The sequence below is a fragment of the Gracilimonas tropica DSM 19535 genome, assembly GCF_000375425.1.
GTDB lineage: Bacteria > Bacteroidota > Rhodothermia > Balneolales > Balneolaceae > Gracilimonas > Gracilimonas tropica.
Map to the genome: position 1 here is coordinate 19932 of NZ_AQXG01000002.1, position 26385 is coordinate 46316.

At 43.2% G+C, this 26385-nt stretch carries 27 protein-coding genes and 1 tRNA gene; 5 read left to right on the plus strand and 23 right to left on the minus strand.

Annotation, left to right across the window (positions count from 1 at the left end):
* Positions 1–1485 carry an oligosaccharide flippase family protein gene (locus B151_RS0103705; RefSeq protein ID WP_020402256.1) on the plus strand — a complete coding sequence of 495 codons (1485 nt, stop codon included), beginning with the start codon at positions 1–3 and terminating at the stop codon, positions 1483–1485.
* 50 nt (positions 1486–1535) lie between these two features.
* Here B151_RS0103705 and B151_RS0103710 read toward each other — a convergent pair whose 3' ends face one another.
* From B151_RS0103710 to atpB, 9 genes are all read right to left on the minus strand, one after another.
* The gene (locus tag B151_RS0103710; protein WP_020402257.1) at positions 1536–2126 is read right to left on the minus strand and encodes an MlaC/ttg2D family ABC transporter substrate-binding protein; all 591 of its coding nucleotides are present in this window, start codon (positions 2124–2126) and stop codon (positions 1536–1538) included.
* A gap of 7 nt (positions 2127–2133) precedes the next feature.
* Positions 2134–3519 carry a TolC family protein gene (locus tag B151_RS0103715; protein ID WP_020402258.1) on the minus strand — a complete coding sequence of 462 codons (1386 nt, stop codon included), beginning with the start codon at positions 3517–3519 and terminating at the stop codon, positions 2134–2136.
* A gap of 95 nt (positions 3520–3614) precedes the next feature.
* A tRNA-Ser gene (locus B151_RS0103720) sits at positions 3615–3701 on the minus strand.
* A 19-nt stretch (positions 3702–3720) separates the two neighbouring features.
* Positions 3721–4617, minus strand: a complete 897-nt coding sequence (gene atpG / locus B151_RS0103725) for an ATP synthase F1 subunit gamma (protein ID WP_020402259.1) — start codon at positions 4615–4617, stop codon at positions 3721–3723.
* A 27-nt stretch (positions 4618–4644) separates the two neighbouring features.
* Positions 4645–6255, minus strand: coding sequence for a F0F1 ATP synthase subunit alpha (gene atpA, locus B151_RS0103730; protein WP_020402260.1), 1611 nt, complete (start codon positions 6253–6255; stop codon positions 4645–4647).
* A gap of 32 nt (positions 6256–6287) precedes the next feature.
* The gene (atpH, locus tag B151_RS0103735; protein WP_020402261.1) at positions 6288–6836 is read right to left on the minus strand and encodes an ATP synthase F1 subunit delta; all 549 of its coding nucleotides are present in this window, start codon (positions 6834–6836) and stop codon (positions 6288–6290) included.
* 9 nt (positions 6837–6845) lie between these two features.
* On the minus strand, positions 6846–7361 hold the full coding sequence (gene atpF / locus B151_RS0103740) for a F0F1 ATP synthase subunit B (RefSeq protein ID WP_020402262.1): 516 nt from the start codon (positions 7359–7361) through the stop codon (positions 6846–6848).
* 19 nt (positions 7362–7380) lie between these two features.
* Complete coding sequence (gene atpE / locus B151_RS0103745; RefSeq protein WP_020402263.1) at positions 7381–7602, minus strand: ATP synthase F0 subunit C; 222 nt, start codon at positions 7600–7602, stop codon at positions 7381–7383.
* 56 nt (positions 7603–7658) lie between these two features.
* The gene (gene atpB, locus B151_RS0103750; protein ID WP_020402264.1) at positions 7659–8726 is read right to left on the minus strand and encodes a F0F1 ATP synthase subunit A; all 1068 of its coding nucleotides are present in this window, start codon (positions 8724–8726) and stop codon (positions 7659–7661) included.
* Positions 8727–8742: 16 nt separating this feature from the next.
* Here atpB and B151_RS20075 point away from each other — a divergent pair, with 16 nt between their 5' ends.
* Entirely contained in the window at positions 8743–8985 is a 243-nt protein-coding gene (locus B151_RS20075; RefSeq protein ID WP_020402265.1) for a hypothetical protein, read from the plus strand.
* A 118-nt stretch (positions 8986–9103) separates the two neighbouring features.
* Here the strand turns inward: B151_RS20075 and B151_RS17900 are convergent, their stop codons facing one another.
* The 5 genes from B151_RS17900 to guaB are packed head-to-tail and all read right to left on the minus strand — an operon-like array spanning position 9104 to position 13464.
* Positions 9104–9295, minus strand: a complete 192-nt coding sequence (locus B151_RS17900) for an AtpZ/AtpI family protein (RefSeq protein ID WP_020402267.1) — start codon at positions 9293–9295, stop codon at positions 9104–9106.
* A 34-nt stretch (positions 9296–9329) separates the two neighbouring features.
* Positions 9330–9773 (minus strand): bactofilin family protein, encoded by a 444-nt coding sequence (locus tag B151_RS0103770; protein WP_020402268.1) that lies wholly within the window; start codon positions 9771–9773, stop codon positions 9330–9332.
* A gap of 7 nt (positions 9774–9780) precedes the next feature.
* Positions 9781–10638, minus strand: coding sequence for a M23 family metallopeptidase (locus tag B151_RS0103775; protein ID WP_020402269.1), 858 nt, complete (start codon positions 10636–10638; stop codon positions 9781–9783).
* A gap of 29 nt (positions 10639–10667) precedes the next feature.
* Entirely contained in the window at positions 10668–11960 is a 1293-nt protein-coding gene (locus tag B151_RS0103780) for a glycosyltransferase (RefSeq protein ID WP_020402270.1), read from the minus strand.
* Between the two features lie 16 nt (positions 11961–11976).
* A complete protein-coding gene (gene guaB, locus B151_RS0103785; protein ID WP_020402271.1) occupies positions 11977–13464 on the minus strand; it encodes an IMP dehydrogenase in 1488 nt (495 codons plus the stop codon).
* Between the two features lie 111 nt (positions 13465–13575).
* Between guaB and B151_RS0103790 the strand changes: the two genes are divergently transcribed.
* The gene (locus B151_RS0103790) at positions 13576–14349 is read left to right on the plus strand and encodes a hypothetical protein (RefSeq protein ID WP_020402272.1); all 774 of its coding nucleotides are present in this window, start codon (positions 13576–13578) and stop codon (positions 14347–14349) included.
* Here the strand turns inward: B151_RS0103790 and B151_RS0103795 are convergent.
* The gene (locus tag B151_RS0103795) at positions 14346–14687 is read right to left on the minus strand and encodes a hypothetical protein (RefSeq protein WP_157470685.1); all 342 of its coding nucleotides are present in this window, start codon (positions 14685–14687) and stop codon (positions 14346–14348) included. The genes B151_RS0103790 and B151_RS0103795 overlap by 4 nt on opposite strands.
* Positions 14688–14879: 192 nt before the next feature.
* Between B151_RS0103795 and B151_RS17905 the strand changes: the two genes are divergently transcribed.
* Positions 14880–15122, plus strand: a complete 243-nt coding sequence (locus B151_RS17905) for a type II toxin-antitoxin system Phd/YefM family antitoxin (protein ID WP_020402274.1) — start codon at positions 14880–14882, stop codon at positions 15120–15122.
* Positions 15122–15544, plus strand: a complete 423-nt coding sequence (locus B151_RS0103805) for a type II toxin-antitoxin system VapC family toxin (protein ID WP_020402275.1) — start codon at positions 15122–15124, stop codon at positions 15542–15544. The genes B151_RS17905 and B151_RS0103805 overlap by 1 nt, the downstream gene beginning before the upstream one ends.
* On the opposite strand, the gene folD is transcribed toward B151_RS0103805, so the two are convergent.
* From folD to B151_RS0103860, 8 genes are all read right to left on the minus strand, one after another.
* Complete coding sequence (folD, locus tag B151_RS0103810) at positions 15532–16422, minus strand: bifunctional methylenetetrahydrofolate dehydrogenase/methenyltetrahydrofolate cyclohydrolase FolD (protein ID WP_020402276.1); 891 nt, start codon at positions 16420–16422, stop codon at positions 15532–15534. The genes B151_RS0103805 and folD overlap by 13 nt on opposite strands.
* Position 16423: 1 nt before the next feature.
* Positions 16424–17797: a sigma-54-dependent transcriptional regulator gene (locus B151_RS0103815; protein ID WP_020402277.1), complete on the minus strand. Its 1374-nt coding sequence runs from the start codon at positions 17795–17797 to the stop codon at positions 16424–16426.
* A 61-nt stretch (positions 17798–17858) separates the two neighbouring features.
* Positions 17859–19295, minus strand: a complete 1437-nt coding sequence (gene dacB / locus B151_RS0103820; RefSeq protein WP_020402278.1) for a D-alanyl-D-alanine carboxypeptidase/D-alanyl-D-alanine endopeptidase — start codon at positions 19293–19295, stop codon at positions 17859–17861.
* A complete protein-coding gene (locus B151_RS0103825; RefSeq protein ID WP_020402279.1) occupies positions 19296–19769 on the minus strand; it encodes a PTS sugar transporter subunit IIA in 474 nt (157 codons plus the stop codon). It lies immediately after the preceding gene.
* 662 nt (positions 19770–20431) lie between these two features.
* On the minus strand, positions 20432–20614 hold the full coding sequence (locus B151_RS0103840) for a hypothetical protein (RefSeq protein ID WP_020402281.1): 183 nt from the start codon (positions 20612–20614) through the stop codon (positions 20432–20434).
* Between the two features lie 56 nt (positions 20615–20670).
* The gene (locus B151_RS0103845; RefSeq protein ID WP_020402282.1) at positions 20671–21702 is read right to left on the minus strand and encodes a hypothetical protein; all 1032 of its coding nucleotides are present in this window, start codon (positions 21700–21702) and stop codon (positions 20671–20673) included.
* 53 nt (positions 21703–21755) lie between these two features.
* Positions 21756–24902 carry an efflux RND transporter permease subunit gene (locus B151_RS0103850; protein ID WP_020402283.1) on the minus strand — a complete coding sequence of 1049 codons (3147 nt, stop codon included), beginning with the start codon at positions 24900–24902 and terminating at the stop codon, positions 21756–21758.
* A gap of 386 nt (positions 24903–25288) precedes the next feature.
* Positions 25289–26374 carry an efflux RND transporter periplasmic adaptor subunit gene (locus tag B151_RS0103860; RefSeq protein WP_020402285.1) on the minus strand — a complete coding sequence of 362 codons (1086 nt, stop codon included), beginning with the start codon at positions 26372–26374 and terminating at the stop codon, positions 25289–25291.
* Positions 26375–26385: the final 11 nt, after the last annotated feature.

Consider the following 26385-nt stretch of genomic DNA (forward strand, 5'->3'; position numbering starts at 1 on the left):
ATGAGTATCGATTCCGCACTAAAAAAAGGGGCTTTTGTAAATTCCATTGGAGTGATCGGAAAGGCCTCCATCCCGGCTTTTTTGATTGTCATAAACCGGTTTTACGGACCGGATGTATTTGGCATTTACATTACAGCATCCATTACCATCGAAATAATCCTGGCTTTTCTTACGGCCGGTTTTAGAGATGGCGCACTGATCTTTGTAGCTCGCTTTTCGGATGATGAAAAGGATCATCACCATTTATATAGTTCGTTAAGTAATGCCTTTGCCTGGAGCATGAGTGTGGCCGTGTTGATCCTTTTTTTAGGATCTGCATTTGGACAGGAATTCCTGGAACTGATCTATCAGGAGGATTTCAATAAAGGGCTGAGTGTGATCTTTCAGTTTATGCTGCTGGCACTGCCCCTGATGGCATTTGAACGTATCGTTCTTGCTGCCACACAGGGACTTAAGATCATGAAATACGATGCCTTTAGTAATGGATGGCTTCGTCCCCTTTCCCTGCTGACCTTTTCCGTCTTGTTTTGGTTTATTGAACCTAACTTAACCGGAATCGCTCTTGCTTATCTTTCTGCGCAGATAGTGCTCTTTCTGGTTTCAGTTTGGATCTACAACCGGGAATTAAGCTGGTCAAAACTCTTTTACGCATTCAAAACCTTTAAAACAGACAGACAGCTATTGGATTTTGCGCTCCCCCAAAACGTAAATATGACCCTGACCCGATTTATAACCGGCATTGATGTATTGATGTTACCGGCTTTTGGGTTTAGTCCCGCGATCGTTGGTTTTTATGGAGCCGGAGCCATGATCGTCCGCGAGGTAAAGGCCATAAAAACGGTCTTTTCCACGGCATTTGCCCCTTATATTGTACGCTACCATAAAGATGGGAGATCCGAAGAGTTATCGCTTAATTTCTCAAAGACGGCAGGCTGGGTAGCCTCCCTTACCATCCCCACACTTTTACTGATCGCGATCTTCAAAGAAGACCTGCTCTCTCTTATTCATCCCGAATTTGGAGGAGCTTCCACTTTCATGTATTTCTTACTCCCCATTCCCTATATCTATTGCTCATTCAGTTTAGCAGGAAATATTGTGGCCATGACGGGACACTCTAAACTTACGCTTATGAACAGCCTGTTTGTAAGTGTGGCCAACATTCTGATGAACCTAATTCTGATCCCTTCATTAGGCCTGATTGGAGCCGCTATTGCTTCTTCCATAGCAACTTTAGCTTTACATTCGCTGGAATTGATGGAAGCGCGATGGGTCGTTAATGCTAAATTGCACTTCCGGGAAATGTATAAACCTCACCTTGCAGGATTAGGTGCTTTTTTGATCTTTGTGTCAGGAGTCATTTTCATACCCTGGCTCACCTCAGGCATTCTGCAACAAATAGTCTTAGCTGCTGTCTCCATTTTGGTTTTTGTAAGTTTATCCGGGATAAGCTATCTGGGCAAAACCTACAAACAACTCACTTCCTGAAAGGTAAACAGATCACAATCTGATTATTGAGAAGTTCTGGAAATTGGCGACTATGCTCTTTCCGCTCGTTTTCTCAGGCTGTTCATGAGCGACTCAAATCCTTTTTGATTAATAATTCGCTGAAACTGACGGTTATAAGAGCCCGCGGTAGAAACATCATCAATTTCCATATCCGTGATCACCCACTCACCATTTTTGAAATGCATTTCGTAGTTAACGGGAGTTCGTACATTCTTTAACGTAGCCAAGGTTTCAACCCGTGCCTGATCCCCTTCCACCGTGATATCACGATACGTGACTTCAGCCCGGTAAATATCAAGGTTGTTGAGCGACTGGTCGCGGACAATAGTAGAAAACAAGTCTACGAATTCATCCCGTTTATCGGTAGAAATAGTGTCATAAGTAGTTGCCAGCGCTTCTTTCGACATGGCCTCAAAATCTATGACTCCATTTATGATCTCTTTCATCTTATCCCGTTGTTGATCGGTATAGCTGGTGCCTTCCGGCCCCACCAATTCCTTGATCTGCTGGTCACGTTCCAACAATAAAGATTTGATGTCTTCACTGCTTTGCTGGGCGTGAAGTGAACCCATAAAAAACATTACAAAAATAAATAAAATACCTGTAAATCGATTTTTCATGATGTTATCAATTTGTGATTAGCATATCTATTGGGATGCCGGAAGCTTTATTCAACTCTGCTAACGAAGAATTCAATTCAAATATTCGCTGCTTTAACTGAAGCTTCAGTTCTAACTCTTTTCTCATGGCATCAATAAGATCTTTTACTTCCCCCATACCAAAATCATAATCCAATTGTTCCTGTCGAAGCCATTTTTTAGACGTCACCAAAGCTTCATCCGTTTGTTTCACTTTCACATTGGCAACGGCTGCCTCTTGGTATTGATTGTTCACTTCTAAAAGCACCCCATCCTGAGCTGCTTCTTTAGCAAGTTCAGCTCTTTTCAACTCAATTTTACTACGTTCTAAGTCAGCTTTAATACTGAAGAAGTTGAGCTTCTGACGAATCGTGAAACCAAAGCCGCCGGTAAAGAGGTTGGTAGAATTTTGAATAAAGGGATTAGATTGCCTGGGGCGATTCGGGGTATTCGCAAAATTTACATATCCACCCAAAAACAAGCCGGGTAGATTTTGTCTTTTCAGAGAAGAAATATACGTTTCAGTGGCTTCTTTTCCTTTTTGGAGCGCTTTCAGTTCAGGCCGGTTATTGAAGGCTGCGTTTTGGTAAAAATCTATCGACTCGATCTCAGAAGAAATGGGATCAAGAAACTGTATAGAAGGTTCATAGATCACACCTTCCTCGTTTCTTAAAGCGTAGTTCCAGGTCTCTTTCACAAAGCGCATATTTTCGTACACTTCTGTTTTTTGGATCTCAAACTCTGATTTATAGATCTCAAACTTAAATACTTCGGATTCATCCAGTTCGGAACTGCCCTCTTCCTTCATTTTGTTGATCTGACGCTCCACCTGGTTTATCTTGTCCTGAGCCTCTTCCAACAACCGCTCGATCTCCAGTGCCAGCACATAACTGTAATAGAGATCAAAGAGCCGCAATTCAAATTCGGATTGCTTGGCATCGAAACCATATTCTGCAGCTTCGGCGGCAAGTTTAGCCGCTTCTACAGCCTTGCCAATGGCTCCCCATGTAAAAACCGGCTGGGCAACACTGATCTGAAATCGGGTATAAATGGCCCAGTTAGACCAATCGTTTCTCAAATTAGGGTCTAAGTAATATTCATCCGGCTCTAAATTCGGGTTGTCACTTTCCACCCCGGGCACCAATCCATGCTGACTGTCAAAGTTCAGATTGGGCAGGAATCTCTGTGCCTTAGCCTGATCAATTCTATTCTCTGCCAAAGCAACGTTTTGGCGCTCATACTTTATTTGTCCGGAATTCTGTTTAGCCTTTTGCAGAAAGGTATTCAGGTCGATACTTAGTGTATCCTGAGCGAGAGCTGAAGTAGAACAAAAGAGGGTCAATAAAAGAAAAGACGTAAAGGTACGTACAGTCATATAGTTGGATGATTTTGAGGCATAAACGAATGCAGAAACATATTATTGATTGTGTTCATAAAACAAAAATAGCCCCAAATGGGGCTATTTTATTGCGGAGAGCGAGGGATTCGAACCCCCGGAGACCGTGAGGCCTCAATGGTTTTCAAGACCACCGCATTCGACCACTCTGCCAGCTCTCCAGGTTTAAAATCAGTAAAATTAGTTTTCGCTAAGCGCCTGAGCTCCCGATACAATTTCGGAGATCTCAGTGGTAATGGCACTTTGTCGAGCCTGGTTATATTCCAATCTCAGGTCTCGTTCCAGCTCTTTGGCGTTCTCAGTTGCACTATCCATTGCCGTCATCCGAGCGCCCTGTTCCGATGCGTTGGATTCCAGTACGGCCCGCCATAATTGCATGTTCAAATGCAGCGGTAACAACCGGTCTAAAATCGCTTCAGAATTTGGCTCGTAAAGGTAATCAATCGCTTGTTCAGATGCATCACCGGATTTAGATTTTGCGATTTTTTCCGGATCAAGTGGAAGAACTTTCTGAACGCGTCTGTTTTGGGCAATTACAGACTTGAATTCGTTAAAAGCAATATACACTTCATCAAATTCACCGGCTGTAAACTGCGCTGTGGCTTTTTCCATGATCTCCGATGTTGCATCGTAATCAATGTTATCGAAGAATCCAGGAAAACTGTCTATCACATTATATTTTCGTTTTTTGAAATGTGCCGTCGCCTTCTTCCCGATGGTAACAACAGAAATAGCATCATTGTCCAAATACGATTCAAAAGTATTATTGAACTGATTCTCTACTTCTTTAAACAAATTGTTGTTAAAGCCGCCACATAATCCGCGATCAGAACCAACGATGATAAAGAGCAGATTTTTAGTCTCTTCAGGAGTTCTTAAAAGGGGATTTGAAACCGAACTGCTTCCCGCTAAACGTCCAGCTACTTCCTCAATTTTTGAGGCGTAGGGACGCGTTTGGTTCATGCGGTCTTGCGCTTTACGCAATTTAGCAGCCGCTACCATTTTCATGGCTTTTGTGATCTGCTGCGTATTGTTAACAGAAGATATCCGGTTTCGTATGTCTCGAAGATTTGCCATCAGAGATAAATTATCGGTGCTTCAGAATTAGTTTTTGGCGTTAATTTGATGAATAATGGATTCAGCCGCTTCTATGAGCTTATCCCCAAATGCATCATCCAGAACACCTGAACCTGCCAGGGCTTCCATTTCATCTTCAAACTTGATACCAACATGCTCGAGGTACTGATTCTCAAATTCCGAAATGTCCTGGGTTTCAAGGTTATTAAGCAGACCTTCATCATTCACTTTCAAAAGTGCGATCTGCTGTTCAACCGGCAGAGGTTGATATACATCCTGCTTCAACAATTCTACCGTACGCTCTCCTTTTCGGAGCTGAGCCTGAGTAGAAGCATCCAGATCTGAACCGAATTTTGCAAAAGCTTCGAGTTCACGATACTGAGCCAAGTCAAGTTTCAAAGTACCGGAAAGTTTCTTCATAGACTTTACCTGAGCAGAACCACCCACACGAGATACAGAAGTACCAACGTCAATAGCAGGACGAACACCCTGATTAAATAAATCTGTTTCGAGGAAGATCTGTCCATCCGTAATAGAAATTACGTTGGTAGGAATATAGGCAGATACATCACCGGCCTGTGTTTCGATCACAGGAAGTGCCGTCAATGAGCCACCTCCCTTAACCATCGGCTTCAATTCGTCAGGAACGTTGTTCATAGCCTGGGCTACTTTGTCATCATCAATAATTTTTGCGGCGCGTTCCAGAAGACGGCTATGCAGGTAGAATACATCACCGGGATAGGCTTCACGGCCTGGAGGACGTTTCAGCAACAGAGAAAGTTCACGATAAGCGACTGCCTGTTTTGAAAGGTCATCATAGATCACAAGAGCGTGACGACCGGTATCACGGAAATATTCACCGATGGTAGCACCGGCAAATGGAGCAACATAACGCATTGGAGCAGAAGCACTGGCAGGAGCTGATACGATGGTCGTATATTCCATAGCACCATTGTCTTCAAGTACTTTACGGATGTTAGCTACCGTAGAGCCTTTCTGACCTACAGCTACATAAATACAATGAACCGGCTTCTCAGTATTTTGCGTTGCTTTTTGATTGATAATAGTATCAATCGCAACAGATGTTTTACCGGTTTGGCGGTCACCAATGATAAGCTCACGCTGGCCACGACCAATTGGGATCAAAGAGTCGATCGCCTTAAGTCCGGTTTGAAGAGGTTCTGCAACCGGCTCACGGTAAATAACGCCGGGAGCTTTACGCTCAAGTGGCAGACGGATGGTATCTCCGGTAATGGCTCCTTTACCATCTATAGGATTACCGAGCGGATCAATTACCCGGCCTAATACACCCTCACCTACATTAATAGATGCGATGTCATTGGTTCTTTTAACGGTATGACCTTCTTCAACGGCATTAGAAGCTCCGAAAAGTACGATCCCTACGTTATCTTCCTCGAGGTTAAGTACCATTCCGGTAACTGAATTACCGTCGTCGTCTTTTGAATCAGGCAGTTCAACCAGTTCACCTGCTTGAACTTTTGAAAGCCCGTAAACACGAGCAATACCATCACCTACTTCAAGAACGGTTCCTACATCATAGGTATCAGCTTCATTGTCGAAGCCGGATAATTGTTTGCGTAATATGGCTGAAACTTCGTCTGGTCTGACTTGACTCATTGTGTGTATATGATTAAAAAAATGTTGTGATTTTATTCCGTAGCAGAGCTCAGGAATTCATCTTCAAGCTGTTCCAATTTATGCTTAATGGTACCGTCTATTACCGTGTCGTTGATCTTAACGGCCATACCGCCTTTAAGATCTTCCTGCACTTTAGCAGAGAGATTCACTTTTTTATTGGTGAATTTCTCAAGGCTGGCTTTCACCTTTTCCAATTCCTTGTCGCTCATTTCTCTGGCAACAAATATTTCTGCTGAAATGATACCTGCATACTCGTTGTATTTTTCAACAAAGGCATACATGATCTCATCCAACAAATTTTGGCGATTTTTTCTTGCAATAAGTGAAATGTATTTGTGAACCATTTCACTAAGCTGACCACCGAAAATAGCATCCAATGCAGATACTTTTTTATCAGGTTTGATGATCGGGCTTTTAAGGAACAAAACAAGGTCTTTAGAACCTTCCAGTGTATTCTTGATTAAGAGAACATCCTGAAGCGTTCGCTCAACAGCGTCCTGTTCTTTAGCAAGTTCCAAAAGTGCAGTGGCGTAACGGCGCGCCGCTTTAGATACCAGCATGAATATCGGTTAGTTTTTAGACAGGTCGGATAAGAAATTATCCACCAGCTTTTGGTTTTTAGCATTATCAAGCTCAGCATCGATGATCTTGGAAGCAGAATCAATGGCCAGTTTAGCCACTTCTTTTCTAAGATCAACCAAAGCTTGTTTCTTTTCTTGCTCTATAGAGGCTCGGGCTTGTTCAATCAACTTATCGGCCTCTTCTTTAGCTTTGCTGATACGTTCTGTACGAATCAACTCAGCTTCTTCAACGGCTTCTTTTCGGATCTGCTGAGCTTTCACTTCAGCTTCACGGAGCGCTTTCTCATTATCCTTGGAGATCTTTTCTGCTTTGGCAATAGCCTCTTCAGCTGCCTCCAGAGATTCTTTGATGTTTTGCTCACGATCCTTAAGCGCCGTCATAATTGGAGGTACGGCATACTTCGTCATCACCCATAGAAATACGATCAAGGATAAAAGAATCCAAATCGCAAATCCGGTATTGAAAGACAGTAAACCTCCTCCACCTGCTAATAGGAAAGTCATGATAGAATCCTACCTTTGTTTATGATCCAATTCCAAGAGCAAGCAGAATACAAATAACGGCACCGAGAAGAGCTACACCCTCAATAAAGGCTGCGGTCAAAATCATTGCACCACGGATATCACCTGAAGCTTCAGGTTGACGTGCAATACTTTCAGTAGCGCTCTTACCGATCATTCCGATTCCGATTCCGGCACCAAGTGCTACGATTCCAGCTCCAATACCAGCTGCTAATAATCCCATAGTTCTGTTGTTTAGTTTTAATTATTGATGTTTGGTTTTATTAAGTACGCTGAAAATTATTCAGCAATATGTTCTGTATAATATTCTTCTTCTGCATGGTCGTGATCTTCAGCAGCCATCCCAATGAATACTGCGGAAAGCAAGGTAAAGATGTACGCTTGTAATAGCGCCACAAATACTTTCAGGGCGTAAAGCACGACAGTAAGTGAAACTGAGAAAATTCCAACACCGTAACCGGCTACCGATCCAAAGAGATCTGCAAAAATAAAGACCAACCCAAGTATGGCAATGATCATGATCTTACCGGAAAGCATGTTGGCAAACAAACGAATTGCCAGTGCAAATGGCTTGGTAAACAAGCCAAGAATTTCAACCGGGGTCAAAATAGCTCTTACCCATGTTGGTACCCCTGGAAACCAAAATACGTGAGCCCAATAATCTTTAGTTCCACTGAATTGTGTTATCACAAAGGTTACCGCTGCAAGAGTTGCCGTCACAGTCAAATCTGCTGTGGCTGTTGCGCCCCAGGGCAACAACCCAAATAAATTCATAAATGATATGCCCATGAACATTGTAAACAAGAAAGGCACATACTTGTCAGCTTTGTGATGATCAATATTTTCGCGGGCTACATCATCGCGAATAAACAAAAACAATACCTCAAAAATGTTTTGAAAAGTACCTTTAGGCTCCACATCTCGCCCAACCCCTTTATTATACCGCTTGGCTGCCGCTACCGTTAACAAAACAGCCAGCCCCATCCCAAACCAGTAATACAAAAGGTGTGAAGTGATAGAAAAATCAATTTTTATAGATCCTCCACCTGCAGGAACGATAGCACCTTCTTCGCTTTCTATGAATTCATCCGAAGCAAGAGCTTTCTTTGTTGAAGAGAAAAAACTTACAGAAGACTCCCCATTGGCATTCTCCCAGTAAAAAATTCGAGGCAAATAAATCTTTCCAAGCGGAGTCTTGAAATAATCGTGATCAGCAACGGTACCCATAACGTCAATAACCGGTTCTTCACCGGCTTCAGATGCGTCTGATGCAGAGGCAAAAATATTTGAAGTGCTGATCGATAAAAAGAAAAAAGTCAGTAAAACTCGACGCAGGGCTTGAACCATTTTAGCTGCTACTCTTTTGAAGAATTTTGTTAATAAAAATCATTTCCGTTACAGATTGGCAAAGATAGGAAATTATAAAACTAACTGTAAAATAGATTTCATCAATTTTTGTTGTTCCGAGCAAAATTCCGAAGAGCAAAAGGATGAGCAGAAAACGGACCGCGATCGAAAAGATGTAAACCTTTATAAACAGGCTGTTTTCAGCTTCCCTAAACGCATCAAAGATCCAGGCACTGCTACAAACAAAAATGCTGCTTAACAGTACTCCGGACAAAACGGCTACCCCCTGGGCTTCTCCAATCCAGAAAAAAGGGACCGAGGTCAGTATTAACAGCGCTGAAAATGAGAGTGATTTTTTCAGAACCCCCTCTTCTATATTAATCATCATCTGAAGTATCCAGTTTTTTGGAGATCCGGTAGATCATGAATCCAAAACCAATCATTGCTCCCAACACTCCAAGCAAAATCAACCATGGGGATGTACCAAAGATCTTATCCAAATAATACCCCGACAGTATTGGGATCAGTAAAGAGGCTGCTATCTCTGCCCCTAACCCCAGATACTGCATATATTTTGGCGGAAGGAAGTTTTTGGGCAATGATCTATGACGGAGATTTTACTTTAGTATCGTTGGCGTAATCGGCATCACTGTTTTGCGAGAGTTGTTTGGAGTCAGTACCCATTCGGCATGAGCCATTGATTTGTGCCCCTTCTTCCACGATCAGCGTTTTGGTGTAGATATTACCATCAATGATGGCACTTTCCCTGAGTGTGAGTTTGTTGGAGACTTTTACTTCTCCTTCTACCCTTCCGGCAATATCTGCATCTGATGAAGTGATGTTTCCAATAATACGCCCATTTCCGGTAACAATAAGCTTCCCTTTTGAAACAGCCTCTCCTTCAACGGTACCACCTACCCGAATATCGGACTGTGAATTCAGATCTCCTTTTAGTTTGGTGCCTTCACTTAAAATGTTCACCGTTGGAGACTGGCTCGAGCTGCCGGATGAAGAATTGTTATTTGTCGACTTCTTTGAATTTAACATAACTGATTTATTTGATTAAATAGATTTCAGGATTTTGAGGCACCCCATTCTTCCATAATTCAAAATGAAGATGTGGGCCGGTGCTGAGTACTCCGGCATTATCAACTTCACCAAGAATATCACCTTTTAGTACGAGATCACCTTCCTTCTTATTTAATGTAGACAGATGCTTGTACGTGGTTACAATACCGTCGTTGTGCTGCACGGATATTACATATCCATTATTAATTGTCCAACTGCTATTGAAAACTGATCCATCTGCAATATTTACAACCGGTTCATTACTTTTTGTAGCTATATCAATTCCATAATGCTCATCATCGGGAAGGTAACCTCGGGTTTGAGAACCTTTCACAGGATATTTGGCCGGAAAATCAGGCACAGATTTAGCTACATTCGAAAAAAGCACTTCATTTTGGCTGAGCCTCTCAAATGTACCGGGTTGACCGTAACTGATAAAATCCGGGTTTTGAAAAGCGTTGCTTTGGTTCAGGAAATCATCAAATCGCTGATCCAGGGCTAAGGTAGTATCAATGCTCAATCGCATGATGTTCTTCATTTCACGAAGTTGGGCATCACGCTGCTGCAACGAATCTTCCAGGGCGATGGCTTTATCTGTGATCTCCAGGATCTGTGCCCTGATCTCGGCATCATCGGTACTGTATAACAATCCACCCAGGGGCGTAAGCATAAAAATGAGGGCAACGATCACAGCAAAAAAACCGGAAATTCCGAGAATTGCAGCAAATAACCCACGCGGATAGACCTTATAGGAATTATCTTCATCGGGTTTGGAATCGTCCAGCAGTATAACGGTGATCTTTTTTTCCCGCTGCTCAAATAATTTTTTCAGAAGTTCAATCATCGTACATCAAGTTAATCAAAGCAATGATATTATTGGGATGAAATTTTGTCAAAAATTTGAGCCAGTTTTTGGGTAAGCTGTTTTCGGTTGAATGATCCTGTAAATTCTGAGTTTCCGGCCGGCAGGGTTTGCTTATTCCAACTACTAAAGATCTTTACTAATGTTTCTGCAGTATCTTCAATGGAGTCCACTTTTGCAATAAAACCGGCGGTGTATTGTCTCAATAATTCTGCTTCTTTTCCATCTTGTACCAATCCCAATACCGGCTTTTGAGCTCCAAAATATTCAAATAGCTTCCCGCTTTTCACTTGTTTATGAGAGCTGTCAAAGTTGGAGATCATCCAAAGTACATCGGCCTGTTTTAGATTCGCTACGGCCTGGCTGTGTGTTTGATATCCGTAATCCGATACTATATCTTCAAAATTCAGCTTCCTTATCAGTTCCTTGATCCGATGATCCAAACCACCCTGAAAATGGAGATGTATTTTTTCTTTTGATACTCCTTTTTCTACTATTGCCTTACGTAATGCCTTCAAAAAAACGTCGGGCTGATTTTGCTCATAAAACAAACCACTGTACAAGAAATTGAGCTTGCCTTTTTTATAATCTAAGGTCGGCTGCCCCGGTTTCTCAAAATCTTCGGGATCATAGCCATGGGGTATTACCTGCAGGGTATCCTCAGAAAGCTCATACTCGTCCTTCATTTGCTGAAGCATGAAATCATCAAGCCCAATAATTGAGTCTGCCTCTGCTACACATTCTTGTTCCAACTTGAGCATTTTCTTTTTCTGCCAGTCAAACATACCATCCATAAAGTGGTTGTTCAGCCAGGCGTCCCTGTAATCCAGAACTAAAGGGACTCCCGAGCTTTTACTCAATTCCTTACCAACTATATGATTACTGAACGGAGGCGCTGTACTAAAAATAGCCTTAATATTTCGGGAGCTAAGGATCTCGTTTCCTTTTTCTATGGCCGGGGCGATCCATCCTTTTTTATTATCAGGGTAGAGAAATAGCCGTAATATTCTGCGGGCAATTTTAGCGAAAAGATCGGGTACCTGCCATCGGTTTTGTGAAGCGGATGAACTCTTTGTCCCCACATGAAATAAAGTATCCGGGTTTATCCTGATCACTTCTACAGAAAGCGATGCTAATTCTTCGGCTAAGCTTTCATCAAAGTAAGGATACCTTCCCGGCTCGGGACAAAGCACGATCGGATTCCACCCAAATTCACGCAAATACTTCACGAATTTCAGCGGACGCTGAACGCCACTTCCTCCCATAGGCGGAAAATAATAGACAATAAAAAGAACGTTTTTCATGGTCGGGTTGAGCCGATCAGGAAACCGAGTAGTTCGGTGCTTCCTTCGTGATTTGTACCGAGTGCGGATGACTTTCCTTGTAAGCAGCCGCTGAAATCTGAACAAATTCTGCTTTTTTCATCTCTTCAATGTTAGACGCTCCGGCATATCCCATGGCCGCTCTTAATCCACCTGCCATCTGATGAACCACTTCACTCAGATATCCTTTATAGGGGACCCGCCCTTCAATGCCTTCCGGAACCAATTTTTTGATATCATCTTCAACATCCTGGAAATAACGGTCTTTGGAGCCTTTATCCATGGCGCCAATACTTCCCATTCCGCGGTACGACTTATACTTCCGGGATTCATAAATGATGGTTTCGCCGGGACTTTCATCCACACCTGCAAACATAGACCCCATCATTACGGCATCAGCGCCTCCGGCAATGGCTTTTGGAATATCTCCTGTTTGCTTGATACCCCCGTCTGCGATCAAGCCAATACCTCGCTCATTCGCAAATTCGGCCACTTCCATGACGGCACTCAGTTGAGGAACTCCAACCCCGGTCACCACGCGGGTGGTACATATCGATCCCGGGCCAACGCCAACTTTTACCACATCTGCTCCGGCATCAGCCAGTGCTTCTGCTGCCGATTTAGTAGCTATGTTCCCTCCAATGATATTCAGATCAGGATAAGCCTCTTTGATCTTTTTGATGGTATCGAGTACCCCTTGAGAATGTCCGTGGGCCGTATCTACAGTGATGGCATCTACGCCGGTAGCAACCAATGCATCTACACGATCCATGGTATCGGCAGTCACTCCCACAGCGGCACCTACCCGCAATCTCCCCATTTCATCTTTACAGGCATTCGGGAAGTTCATCTTCTTTTCGATGTCCTTAAAAGTAATTAACCCAACCAACTTGTTGTTCCCATCAACAATAGGAAGTTTTTCAACTTTATAGTGCTGAAGGATCTTCTCAGCCTGCTGCAGATTGGTTCCTTCTTTTGCAGTGATCAGGTTTTCATGCGTCATGATATCCCCAAGCTTTTTATTCAGCTCAGACTCAAACCGCAGATCCCGGTTGGTGACGATCCCCACAAGAATTCCCTTTTCATCCACAATGGGAATCCCACCGATCTTTTGCTTTTTCATGAGAGCTCGAGCCTCTCGGACAGTAGCATTTTCTTTAAGCGTAACCGGATCAACGATCATGCCGCTTTCACTTCTTTTCACCAGACGAACGTGTTCTGCCTGATCTTCAATACTCATATTTTTATGAAGCATGGCTATACCTCCTTCTCGGGCAAGTGCTATAGCCAACCGGTATTCCGACACAGTATCCATAGCGGCACTGATGATAGGAACATTCAGTTTGAGTGTAGGAGTCAGGTTCACGGTAGTATCCACATCGCGAGGAAGTACCTGGGAATAATTTGGCACCAAAAGCACATCATCATAAGTAAGTCCTTGGCGTGTAATGCGTTCGAAGGGAGAAGAATTGTTCATTTTATGCATCAATGAAAAAGTTTGGCTTGCAGTTTTTCAAAGATAAGGATATCTCTATGGAAGTTCTGCATCGAATAGTAATTTTCATGCGGATTAAAAACCTACTCTAAATATTGTTTTATGCCTCCTTCTAAAACGTATGATCAAAAACAAATCAACCGGATCTTAGCTAAAGCTGCTGAAATTCAGGCAGACGAGAATCTGAATGATGAGCAAGTGGGTTTAACCCGCGAAGAACTTCTATCTGTAGCCAAAGAAGTAGGCATCAGTGAAGAGGCATTAAGCAAGGCACTTGATTCCGTTGATGAGCCCGATTTGAACGAACAAAATTATAGTCTTTTAAAAGGCTCATCCAGGATTCAGCATGTATCTACCCTAAATAACGAGTTCACGGAAGAACAATGGGAAGACCTTATTTTAGAAATCCGGAAATTCACCGGAGGCATAGGCAAAACACGAAAAACCGGAAAAACCTACGAATGGGAACAGAGGAAAAGTGACTTCGGATACAAACATTTTTCACTTACTCCCAAAAACGGTAAAACAAAAGTACAAATGGTTTCCTCCTGGGGCCCTTTCAAAAAGCTGACCGGCTTTCTTAGTTTTTTCATTGCCTTTATTGTTACGCTTATTGCCGTAAAAGAAATCAGCAGTAAAGAATTAGGACTTTTAATAGCTCCATTCGTAGGATTAGGAGGCTTTGCCATGAGCCGCTTCTTCCTGAAGAACTACTTCAACAAACAGAAGAAACAGCTTGCAGACCTGACCGATATCCTTTCCAAAAAAATTCGATCTTTTGGCGGCTCCGACCAAGGTATTTACATTGAAAGTGAAGACGTGTACCGTTCTTCCGGGCAGAAAACTCATGGCAAAGAAGCTGAAAAAACCTCTTAAAGCGCCTTCACCTTCAATGCGTTAATAGCAGTATCCAGGCTGCAAATGCCTTCCTGAAAGTTACTCACCCAATAATGGATAGATTCCCGGCGTCGTTTTACAAACGGATCACAAGAAGAAAACCGTCCCTTCAGTTCTTCTACCATAAATTTTATGTCCTCATGGATCTCGATTTTTAATGTATCCGGAAGGTCGCCCCAGCCCATTAAATTAAAGGCTTGCTGCATCTCATTGTACTCTTCGATGCTTTCTTGCTGAATACGTTTCAGTACCGGAACAGCAAATAATGCAGAGTTTTTGTTTTGTTTTGGAGTGATTGAAAGTGCTTGATTCATCATGGTCATTGAGTTTTATTTTTTTGATTTACTCAATGATACGCACACCGAGTGACATCATAGTGTCACCCTATTTTAAGAATTAAATATTCTAAGGTTTCAACCTTCTTGATTTAAAAATAGCCTTAGAAACCTAATGGGAATACTTGGTCAAATTATGTACATTTATTTATGTACATAATTAAAAACCAAGCCATGAAAAAAGTACCTGTAAATAAAGTCAGAGAGCAATTAGCCAAATACCTCACTGAGGCTGAGCGTGGTGAGGAAGTCATCATCACCAGGCACAATAAGCCCATAGCCAAGCTAGTGAATTATCAGGACTCTGAAACAAAGAAGAAATTTCCTGATATGGATGAATTCCGGAAAAAAATTAAAGTAAAAGGGAAACCTCTTTCTGAAACGGTAATTGAAATGAGAAGAAATGCCCGTTATTAATGTATGTTGACACAAGTTGTTTAGTGGCTTTTTTCATCCCTGAAATACATACAGAGAAAGCTAATTCTGTAATTCTTGAGGCTCAGGAACTTCACATTAGCTCTTTGACAAAAGTTGAATTCATATCAGCTTTAAATAAAAAGTTACATATGGGGACAATCGACTCTGGAGATGCTGAGCTAATTAGTTCTGAATTTGAACGACAGATCAACGAAAGAATATTTATTGAGCATCATTTTGAAGTTCAACACTTTAGACGAGCTGAAATCATGCTCAAACAAACTACTTTACCTCTTTTAAGTTTGGATTCGCTTCATTTGTCAATCTGTTTTCTACAACGACAACCACTTTTCACTTTTGATGAAGTTTTGGCCAAAGCTGCTAAAGAATTTGGGATTGAAGTAATTCCCTACTCCGGATAAATACTCTTCTTCGCCGCCAAAAGCGTATTCTTCATCAGCATGGCTACCGTCATTGGGCCTACGCCACCGGGTACCGGAGTGATCCAGCTGGCTTTCTTTTTGACGGATTCAAAATCCACATCGCCAACCAGCTTGTATCCTTTTTCTGAAGTTTCATCGGCCACCCGGTTTATACCCACATCAATGATCACAGCCCCTTCTTTGATCATCTCGGCCTTTATCAGGTGTGGCTGGCCGGCTGCTGCAATCAGGATATCAGCAGAAATGGTATGCTGTGTCAAGTCTTTGGTGTACTTATGACAAATCGTGGTGGTTGCTTTACCGGACGAATTCTCTCTTGAAAGCATAATGGCCATAGGCGATCCTACAATGTTACTTGCTCCCACTACCACGGCATGCTTGGATTTCACCGGAATGCTGTAATGCTTGAATAATTCCATAATTCCCGCCGGCGTACAGCTTCGGAAGCAAGGCTGATCTACTGTTAACCTCCCTACGTTCATGGGATGAAATCCATCCACATCTTTGCGGTGATCAATGCTTTCGATCACATCATGCGAAGACAAATGCGAAGGCAGCGGCAACTGTACAAGAATTCCATCCACCGCGTCATCTTCATTGTATTTTTGGATGATGGATTTTAGTTCTTTAGCTGATATCGTGTCCTGAAGTATTTCCGTGTGCGTTTCGATGCCAACATCTTCACAGGCACGCGTTTTAGCTCCGGTATATACTTTGGATGCCGGATCGTCTCCCACCAAGATCACTTGCAGAAAAGGTGCTCTATGTCCTTTGGCTTTCCAGTCCTCAACATCCTCCCGAACACGACTTCTCACTAATTCGGCTACTTTCTTTCCGTCAATAATTTCTGCGCTCATGCTATCGCTCTATGTTATATTTTTTCATTTTGTTGTACATGTGGCTGCGTTGAATACCGATGGCTTCCGCAGTTTGACTGATATTCCAGTCGTGCTTATCCAGTTGCTTCATCAAAAATACACGTTCGGCCATTTCCTTAAAATCCTGAAAATCTTCCGTCTCATCAGCTAATTTACCGAGATCCTCGGAGCTTAAGTCCCTGGTCTGCAATATATTATCTACTGTTTCCTGAGTGATCTTATCGCCGGTAGCCAATATACCCAATCGCTCCACTGCATTTTGAAGTTCGCGTACATTTCCACTCCACTCTTTTTGTTGAAGGGCTTGCAAGCCATCCTCACTAAATGAAACCGAAGAGAAACTGATGTCACGTTTTTTAAGACTTTGAAGACATGCCTGGGCGATCAATGGTATATCTTCTTTTCGTTCCCTCAATGCCGGCACTTTAATGGGGATTACGCTGATCCGATGAAACAGATCTTCCCTAAATTCACCCGCCTTGATCTCCTCTTCCAGGTCTTTGTTGGTTGCGGCCAGAATCCGCACATCTACGGAAATGGAATCGTTGCCACCCACGCGAGTGATCTTATTCTCCTGCAGGGCTCTTAATACCTTAGCTTGAGCATCCAGGCTCATATCTCCAATTTCGTCGAGGAAAAGAGTTCCTCCATCAGCTTGTTCAAACTTCCCGATGCGCTGCTCAGAAGCTCCTGTGAACGCCCCTTTCTCGTGCCCAAACAATTCGCTTTCCAAAAGGTCTGCAGGAATAGCGGCACAATTTACTTCCACAAACGCACCTGAACTCCTGGGGCTCTTCTCATGTATCCACTTGGCTACCAATTCTTTACCGGTTCCATTTTCACCGGTTATAAGAACGCGAGATTGTGTTGGAGCCACTTTCTCGATCATGGTCTTGATGTCCTCAATGGCTTTACTCTCGCCTATGATCTCCTGAATTTTGGGGAGTTTTTTCCTGATCTGCCGATTTTCGTTTTCAAGGTTTTTTTGAGATAGAGCATTCCGTACGGCGATCAACAACCGATTTAGATCTGGAGGTTTTTCCAGGAAATCGTATGCACCCATTTTGGTAGCTTCCACGGCAATTTCTATAGTTCCATGGCCGGATATCATGATCACAGGAACCTCATACCCTTTTTCCCTGAGGGCCTGCAAAGTCTCCAACCCATCCATGCCCTGCATCTTGATATCAAGAAACATCAGATCAATTGGGTTTTCCGAAACAAAATCAATTGCCGCTTGCCCGCTCTCCACTGTCGATACCTGGTAATCCTCAAATTCAAGGATCTCCTGAAGCGTATTCCGAATGGCTTTCTCATCATCCGTGACTAATATGTGGGCTTTACTTTCAGGCATTCATTTCTGCTTAATGAAAAAAATTTTGAGCTCTGCGTATCAAAAAGAGGCCGTTTATGAATCAGTAGTTCTCATAAAGGTACATCAATATTTCTTCGTGTACGGCATCAATTGGGCGTACTTTTTCAGAAATATAATTATTAGTAGCTAAACTGACTATTAGGTTTCTCCCTGAACTTGCTTTCATATAACCACTTAGCGTTCTTACTCCGGTTACAAATCCTGATTTTCCCTTGAAGTTGTTATACAAAGGAGTACCCTTCATGCGGTGTGCAAGCGTTCCATCAATGCCCGCCACCGACATGCTCGCAAAGTAGGCATCAAACTCGGGATGTCCCTGCATTTTGTAGAGTAAATCAGAGAGTATTTGTGTTTGGTTGAAATTACCGCTCGCCATCCCGGAAGCATCATTCATCTGTACGTAAGCTGTATCTATACCCAGGTTGGTCAAGAAGATTTTAACCTGTTCGATCCCATCTTCAAAATTACCCGGTTCATCACTGGTTTCAGCCGATAATTTCTTTACCAGCATTTCCGTATAAAAATTGTCGCTTTCTTTGTTCAGCCATTTCACGAGCTCCGACATAGGTTTAGAACGGTGAGAAGCAAGCACTGTCGATTTATCATATTGAAATGCTTGTCCCGGAACAATTACAGGGCCCTTGAATTCCACCCCATTTCTGTTCAAATATTTTTTAAATGAATCGAGGAAGTACTTGGGAGGGTTATCGATAGACAAGGATTCATCTTCGTAATAACCTTGGGGAAGTGAGCTTCCCAGTACGATGGTATTCCCGCCCATTTCGCGCCGGTAATATTCATCATATTCAGTGGAAGGATGCGAGATCACCTGCTCATTAATAAACCGTACATAATCTGTGCTGTCCGGAAACCATGAAATGGCAGGGGTATCTCCAATCGCGCCATCTGCAAACACTTCCAGATCTACCGCATTGTTATTGAATGAAAGCGGACTGATCTGTACGCCGTAATAGAAAGACATATCGTACCAATCCCAGCCTTTAGGGTAGAGTTGGTCATCAAACAAAGAAACATCGGCAATCAAATTGCCCTGAATGCTTTGGATTCCTTTTTCCTTCAACTGCTCGAGGAAATGATCGAAAACATAGTAGCGATCATCGTCATAAAGGTCCCCGCTGATAGAAGGGTCTCCGCTCCCTTTCACAATCAAATCGCCAAGCCAGGTATCTCCCTCCATCCTGCCGTTTCCAAAGATCTTGGTTTCAAAACGGTAATCGGCTCCGAAATAATCCAGGATTGCAGCCGAGGTAACCAGCTTTTGATTGGAAGCCGGAACAATACTTTTATCGGGATTCAGGCTCTCTATGATTTGTCCATTTTCACCCCTCACCGTGACTGACCAAAATGCTTCTTGATTAGGAGCGCGTTGAATGATCGACGAAAGGTCTTGAGCAGCAATAGATTCCGCTGCCATTAGAAGTATAAAAACGAAAAGCAGTCGGAAGGATAATCTCATTTAACTCACAAAATATTTTTCTTCTTCATTCTGAAATGCCGTAAGGATCTCTTCGGTAGTAGTACAATCTAAGATCTTCTCCCGGAACGACCCGCTGTTCATCAATCGGGAAATGCGGCTCAACAATTTGATGTGCTGACTGTTATTAGATTCAGGTCCTACCAACAAAAACACAAGCCGAACCGGTTCACCGTCAATAGAATCAAAATCGAGAGGCTCTTTCAATAAAGCGAAGGCGGCTAAGTTTTCATCCACCGCAGCAGTTTTGGCGTGCGGAATAGCTAAGCCCTTTCCTACTCCCGTACTCATGATGGACTCACGTTCGAAAACAGCTTTTCGGACTTCCTCCAGCTGCTCCTGGGTTTCCATTTTTTCCTTTAATGCATCTACTAAAGCATCAATGAGTTCTTTTTTGGAGCCAACCGCAAAGTTGGGAAGTACGGTTACTTTATCTAACAGTGAAAATAAATTCATTAATAATCCTGGGAACTATGAATTGTTTACAGCGTCAGAATATAGGCACCGAACCTGCAATCAATCAAAGATTAATTGACCTGAATTTGAGATGCTATCAGGGCTTCATTGATTTCAAAAAACTAAAAAAGAACATCTGTGATTATCCTCCGATGAATCTAAAATCAAACCGTTCTTACTATGCAGATCAAAGATCTTGAAGATGTTGAAAAGTCATTCAGTTGTACGTGCTAATAAATTGCTACTTATGATTTTACCTTATTTATATTGGTATAATTATTCTGATACAATTTTATATTTTTTGATCTGCAGCTCATCACTGAAAGCAGAATAATAGTATCCCTGCTCATCCCTGGTTGACAAACTTCCCAGGCTTTCTACAAAGTCAGTATCATTGAATGTATACAGTAATTCGTGATCGGAGTTGTAAACATCCAGTAGTTCTTCGTAGATGGGAGACTCAGCCTTGCCGGTGGAAGCCCGCTTTGCATATGCATGGGGACCGTCTATGTTTGTGGGATACCGAAGCCTTCCATCCTGATCTATAGAAACAAGCTTATTTATACGCCGGTCTATAAAATATCAATTACCCTCGGTATCAATTTGTAAGTCCCCTATTCTACTTATTACCGGCTCCTCGATCCCGGAAAGATCTATGGTTTTCACCAGTTCAAATTCCTCGGAGGATCCTCATTCTGAAGCAGTCCTCGATCCGGATTTTGCACCAATCCATCTTTCTTTTGAATGACATCGGACGACTTTTGGGTGTTGCAAGCCATCAATCCGGTAGCCAATGCAACCATGATAAAAATTTTAGCTGTATCCCGAATTGATCTATATCCCATAGTAAATCTCTATTTTATTTTAATTTTGATGAGACGAACATTACATCAATTTAGTTTTAATTGCGATCAGATTCCGCTATATGATCGTAAACCATGATAGATGGGTTCAACAGGCCTTCTCCTTCCTCTCTGTGATCATTTACCCGGTATGCTTTTCCATCCCGGGCAAAGATGAATGGCTGATAGGTGATAATCACTTCTTTTATTTCCAAAGTATTCAGATCTAACACGTGAATCCCATACATTCGGGATTCATTTTCCCTGAAGCTGGTTTGTATAAGCAAAAACTTTTCGGACAGTTTGAAGAGCGAATGAATCACATAATACGCCGACAGGGTATTGTCAATGGCCTTGAACATAGCTCCCGAAAATGGATCGTTTGGAATATCATTGGTCATAGCTGATGCATAAGATGGCTCAAAGGAAATTTCTTCCAGTGTTTCTTTACGCTCTACATCATACCGATGAATAACTTTCCCTGATGACCACATATAGTATATGACTCCATCATGGAACACGATTCCGCCTCCCTCAAATCTATAATTGAAGTGAGGTAAAGAATGTTTTCCTACACTGACTTCTTCTACAGGCTCACCTGTTTTGTCGTAATGGGTTAAAAATACTTCCCCGTTCGGTATCATTCGGAGGGTAAAAAAGTCCCCGTTTTCTCCTACTGCTATATGCTGTTTAATAACAGGGGTAAATCCTTTTTCTACATTTCCTAAACAATCCCCATTGGGTTTGAACCGATATCCCGGCAGTCCCGAATTCACCAAAAACAGCGATTGATCAGCCAGGTGAAAAGCGTGGATCGGGTGATATGTAAAGCCCGGAAAACACTCCTCAGGATCTAACCTTACCAAAGCATCCGCTCCCTTTTTGTACAAATAGATTTGCTGCTGTTGAAACGTATCGCTAATAAGGAAGCTATTTCCATAAACATCCAGCGCCTCTATATTCCCAATGAGATGGTTGTCGGGTAAGCGTATTTCTGTTTGTTTTGTGAATATTTCCGGATTTTGAGCAGCAACTTGGAAGTTTTTAGATAAACAAACGAGTGTAAGTAAAAGTATTCCAAGTTTAGGCATCTCAAGAATGAAAAGGTTTTATTTTTATATCTTTTTAGATTCTATTATAGGTATCATTTATCACTCTTCACCCGCAATCCCGTCATAATCAGCAGCAAGATCGTGCTAACCGATAAGCCCCAGATAACCACTATAGCCAGATTCTCCCAGAATTCGTTGTTGCCGAAGATCATCATGGGGACGAGGCCGGTTATGGTGGTTACCGTTGTGATCAAAATAGCCCGGATTCGTTTTCGATAGACGTGCATCCAGCAGCGAAGGCCAAAAATTCCGTTTCCGTTTTCCAGCTGTTTTTGGTGATAAATAAGGATGGCGTTATTCACCACTACCCCGATGCAAAGCAGCGAGCCGGCAATGGCTCCGCGATCGAAAGCCATATCGTTGGCAAGGCCACCCAGCATGATCCCGATCAAACTGAAGGGAACGGCCAGGATCACAAACAGCGGGTATTTAATGCTTTCCAACAGGGCTGAGACGATCATCCATACGCTAAGCAGGCTCAAAAGTGCGATAAATACAAAATTACGCGTATTATCATCATCCCCGAAACTGAAGAACCCCCGCCCAAACTCGATCTTGGCTCCCACCGGAACGGGCGTAGTTTCGATCACAGATTCTATATATTCTCTGCCCATTCGGTAATTTCCTAAATAATCCACCGATACCACTCTTTCATACGACTGATTTGTTCTCCTGATTTCACCCATTGCGCCCTCTTGAGTGATCTCCCCAATCGTAGCCATATTGAAATTTACGTTCCCAAATGTGCGGGTGCGGTTCATCATGTCTTCTTCAAACGCTCTGTCTCTTTCACTACGCCCAATCAAAAACATTTCCTGCCCTCCAAATTCAACTTTTCCAACCGTATTCTCGGGGTTCAGGTCAAGCATCAGGGTAGAAAGGACTTCCCTTCGGTCGAGATTGTTAGCCAGCATCTTTTCATCATCAAGACGCAAAATATATTGCTGAAAGTTATCGCCCCGTGAGAAGTAGTACGAGGAGTTGATGTCTACTTCACTCACCCTTCGGCTGGTTTTGAGCCTGCGTTCCAGGTCTTTTGCTAAATTAAGGAGTTCATCGTAGGCATACCCTTCAAGTTGAATGGAATAATTTGAGGAGCTCCCGCCAAATCCGGTACTGATGCCGGGAATATTCAAGCCCTGTACCGAAGTGGCAAAATTTCCGGTCCTTGCTCCCAGAAACTGAGCCTCCCCATAAAAAACGTAGGGTTCCATCTTAAACACGTAATCCGGATCAACTACAAAACGTATCCTGGCCCCGAAGTCTTCCGAAAGGTTGGCTTCATAATAACTGAAGGCTTGCTCATAAGGCTGCACGATCTTTTCATAGTTCTTGACGATCTTGTCGATCTCGGAGAGCGGAGTGCCCTGGGGAGCCCGAATATATACATTCACTGATTGCTCGTTATTGCGCCGCCAGGGACTTCCAAAATAAGTTTCATCCGCAAACCGCTTGCTTATTCCGCCGATCCAATTGTCGATATCATCCCGGTTATCAAAATAAATTTGGGTGAACTCTGGCCATAAGGTTCCTTCTTCTGCATCCCAGTCCGGCTCCTCGATTGCAAAAAGCGGGATGCCTATCACTGCGATCAAAGCAACAGGAAGTACCCACCGAAGCTTCGATTTCAGTAAAAAGCTTTTCATTACCAACCTGTTCAACCATCGTGTTCCGCGCTGCTTTTTCTTCTTTTCTGAGACAGAGGGCGTGAGCCATACCAGCGAGTATGGGATCCACGTAAAAGCTATCAAAACTGAACAAACCAACGTAACCGTAAGTGCTACGGCCAGAGGGACTAAAAAGATCCGGAGTTCATCCAGGGCAAAAAGCAGGGGCACAAAGATTCCCACCGTCGTAAACGTACTGCCAAGTACGGGAACCAAGGAATTCCCAATTTCTTTGGTGATATGGGCAATTCGATCTGATTTATCTGCGGGAAGTCCGGGGTTCAGGTGTTCAAAAACGACCACAGCGTTATCGATCAGCATACCCAGGGCCACGGTAATACCCGCCAGCGTTATGATATTCAAGCTATATCCCATCAGGTATAGGATGATGAGGCTGAATAAAACTGAAAATGCCACACTTCCGATGATCACTAAAGGAGCGCGAATTTTGCGGATAAACAAAATGACTACCAGGAAGACCAAGATCCCGCTTATGACAGCCTGAAGCTGCAGGTCATCAAATTGCTGACGGAGCTCTTCGGTTGAATCTACCGTAAGCATTAGCGACAGGTTTTCGGGGAGTTGTGTTTCAAGCTCCTTCATGGCATTCAGCACCTTCTCTGCCAGGGTGAAGGCATCGGCTCCTGACTCTTTTACGAATTCGATGGTAAGAGCAGGATCACCGTTGATCCTTTTTATAGATCGTGCCGGATAATCCTGGACGGAGATCTCGGCAAGATCGTCCAGTACAAGCTGCTTTCTTGAATTGGGAATTTCAATTTTCAGTCCTGCTATATCCGGTATGCTGCTGAACTCAGGAGGAATGACAAGACTGTAGCGTGAAATCCCTTCCTCCACAAAACCCGCAGAGCGCCAGCGCAACCGATCCCGTACCTGCATCAGAATCTGCCGGGGAGCCAATCCATATTTTTCTACCTGATCTACCTCAAATTCGATCACCAGTGCCGGATCCTGAACGCCTCGGATTGCCACTTCCGCTAACCCTTCGATCGCCAATAACTTTGGACGAATGTTAGTTCGTGTATATTCAAGTAATCGTCGCGGGGCCAGATCACCGTTCAGGGTGTACACGATAAAGGTTTGTTGATCCTCTAATTCTTCGGGAACGCGACGGGTAATGGAGGGCGGAGAAATACTTTCCGGGAGATTTTCATCCATCGCAAAAAGGTATTCCCTGAGTTCAAGAACCCTGTAATCTACCGGGGCATCTTTGCGGAAGGTGATGGTAACCGAAGACCTGCCTTCTTGTGTAATAGAACGAATGTCGGTAACATCCCGCAGCCGGTTGGCTTCCCGCTCTATTTTTCGCGTGATCTCCATTTCCATCACTTCCGGGGAGGTACTGCCCCAATTGTAGTTCACGGTTATAGATGGCAGATTCAATTCCGGCGTACTTTCGATCGGCAAAATTCGCCACACCGCTATCCCGATCACACATACAATGATGTAGAAAAAAGAAATGAGATATTTTCGGTTTAGAAGTTCTTTCACAAGAAATTTAAAATGACCTGATTGTTATTTCCACTCTCGCTCCACACACTCGGCGTTGGAGCAAAAAAACGATCCAATCCAAAACCTTGAATTCTTAATTAATCAGTAGGGGTACTACTTATATTCTCTCCCTGAGGAGAGATCAATTCAAGCAATTGTGCCTGTTTGAATTTGATGAGGTGTTGTAGCCATGGTTTCAACTTACCTGATTTTTACAACATTGCCCATGGCTTACACCCTCCGTCTTGCTTCGCATTCGCTACGCAATCCACCTCCCTCAAGGGAGGAATTCTTTGTAGCTGTATCTTAAATGGTTCATAATTTCCGATCTTTACTTTTTCACTCGCTCCACACGCTCTGCGTTGGAGCGAAAACTGATTCAATTTTCAATCAACCAATAACGGGACTACTTTTTGTTGGTGGCTGATGCTGAAGTGTTGATCCACTGCCAGCGTATCGCCGGGATTAATGTCTTCATGGTCGATGAGTACATAATCAGAATTCATTGCAACCGGTGTAACGTAAATCCATTCCACCTCTTCATTGTTTAACAGGCGGAAAACTAAGGTTCGCCCATCGCGTTCCAATAAGGCTTCACGGGGCATGCGGACTTTACTTTTCTGGCTGCGGACAAAAACCCGGCCGTCAACGGTCATGCCGGTTTTTAATCCGTACTCACTGTTATCAACTTCTACCAGTACCTGTCCGGTTTTAGTATCGGGATTCACTTCCGGAGATATCGCGATGATCTGACCCCGGTATTCTGTTCCTTCAGGCCCAAACAGCTCCACTTCCATTCCTTTCTCCAGGTTGTTGATCTCGGATTCCAGTACATCAAAACGGATCCGTACCGTGGCTGCATCTATCAGGGATGCCAATTCAGTGCCGGCAGATACATACGAACCCACAGAAATAAAACCCTGATTGGTTACAACATCCTGCAATGATAATCTCCCCGAAAACGGAGCTTTTATGGTCGTATAGCTCAAATTCAATTTTGCGCGGTCGTACGCTACTTCCGCCTCAGCCAATCCGCTGTTGATGCGGATCATTTCATCGTTACTTTCTCCCGAATAGCCCTCACGCAAGCGCTTGTCAATTTCATATTGATTTTTGGCTTTCAGATAAGCTTGGCGAGCCTGTTCTACCTCATATTCCCATTCATCATCCACAAACTGAAGCAGCACTTCCCCTTTATCTACCTGCCGGCCTTCCTCAATGATATGGGATTCCACATAGCCACTTATACGAGGCACGATCTTGGTCTGCTGAAGCGGCTCCACCACTCCCCGACTTTCGATGTAGAAATTGAGCGGTTTATCATCTACCACATCAAAGACCACTTCCGGGCGGATCTCCACACTGTCCATATCAGGTACATCAGGTGATTCTTCCTCCGTTTTACAAGCAGTAAACAGGGTTGCTGTGATCAGTATGCAGTAAAGCAGTGGTATATATTTGGGATGTTTCATAATGTGATATT

Coding starts and splice junctions, on each gene's coding strand:
- B151_RS0103705 (WP_020402256.1), top strand. CDS start 1: ATGAGTATCGATTCCGCACTAAAAAAAGGGGCTTTTGTAAATTCCATT.
- B151_RS0103710 (WP_020402257.1), bottom strand. CDS start 2,126: ATGAAAAATCGATTTACAGGTATTTTATTTATTTTTGTAATGTTTTTT.
- B151_RS0103715 (WP_020402258.1), bottom strand. CDS start 3,519: ATGACTGTACGTACCTTTACGTCTTTTCTTTTATTGACCCTCTTTTGT.
- atpG (WP_020402259.1), bottom strand. CDS start 4,617: ATGGCAAATCTTCGAGACATACGAAACCGGATATCTTCTGTTAACAAT.
- atpA (WP_020402260.1), bottom strand. CDS start 6,255: ATGAGTCAAGTCAGACCAGACGAAGTTTCAGCCATATTACGCAAACAA.
- atpH (WP_020402261.1), bottom strand. CDS start 6,836: ATGCTGGTATCTAAAGCGGCGCGCCGTTACGCCACTGCACTTTTGGAA.
- atpF (WP_020402262.1), bottom strand. CDS start 7,361: ATGACTTTCCTATTAGCAGGTGGAGGAGGTTTACTGTCTTTCAATACC.
- atpE (WP_020402263.1), bottom strand. CDS start 7,602: ATGGGATTATTAGCAGCTGGTATTGGAGCTGGAATCGTAGCACTTGGT.
- atpB (WP_020402264.1), bottom strand. CDS start 8,726: ATGGTTCAAGCCCTGCGTCGAGTTTTACTGACTTTTTTCTTTTTATCG.
- B151_RS17900 (WP_020402267.1), bottom strand. CDS start 9,295: ATGCAGTATCTGGGGTTAGGGGCAGAGATAGCAGCCTCTTTACTGATC.
- B151_RS0103770 (WP_020402268.1), bottom strand. CDS start 9,773: ATGTTAAATTCAAAGAAGTCGACAAATAACAATTCTTCATCCGGCAGC.
- B151_RS0103775 (WP_020402269.1), bottom strand. CDS start 10,638: ATGATTGAACTTCTGAAAAAATTATTTGAGCAGCGGGAAAAAAAGATC.
- B151_RS0103780 (WP_020402270.1), bottom strand. CDS start 11,960: ATGAAAAACGTTCTTTTTATTGTCTATTATTTTCCGCCTATGGGAGGA.
- guaB (WP_020402271.1), bottom strand. CDS start 13,464: ATGCATAAAATGAACAATTCTTCTCCCTTCGAACGCATTACACGCCAA.
- B151_RS0103790 (WP_020402272.1), top strand. CDS start 13,576: ATGCCTCCTTCTAAAACGTATGATCAAAAACAAATCAACCGGATCTTA.
- B151_RS0103795 (WP_157470685.1), bottom strand. CDS start 14,687: ATGATGAATCAAGCACTTTCAATCACTCCAAAACAAAACAAAAACTCT.
- B151_RS17905 (WP_020402274.1), top strand. CDS start 14,880: ATGAAAAAAGTACCTGTAAATAAAGTCAGAGAGCAATTAGCCAAATAC.
- B151_RS0103805 (WP_020402275.1), top strand. CDS start 15,122: ATGTATGTTGACACAAGTTGTTTAGTGGCTTTTTTCATCCCTGAAATA.
- folD (WP_020402276.1), bottom strand. CDS start 16,422: ATGAGCGCAGAAATTATTGACGGAAAGAAAGTAGCCGAATTAGTGAGA.
- B151_RS0103815 (WP_020402277.1), bottom strand. CDS start 17,797: ATGCCTGAAAGTAAAGCCCACATATTAGTCACGGATGATGAGAAAGCC.
- dacB (WP_020402278.1), bottom strand. CDS start 19,295: ATGAGATTATCCTTCCGACTGCTTTTCGTTTTTATACTTCTAATGGCA.
- B151_RS0103825 (WP_020402279.1), bottom strand. CDS start 19,769: ATGAATTTATTTTCACTGTTAGATAAAGTAACCGTACTTCCCAACTTT.
- B151_RS0103840 (WP_020402281.1), bottom strand. CDS start 20,614: ATGGGATATAGATCAATTCGGGATACAGCTAAAATTTTTATCATGGTT.
- B151_RS0103845 (WP_020402282.1), bottom strand. CDS start 21,702: ATGCCTAAACTTGGAATACTTTTACTTACACTCGTTTGTTTATCTAAA.
- B151_RS0103860 (WP_020402285.1), bottom strand. CDS start 26,374: ATGAAACATCCCAAATATATACCACTGCTTTACTGCATACTGATCACA.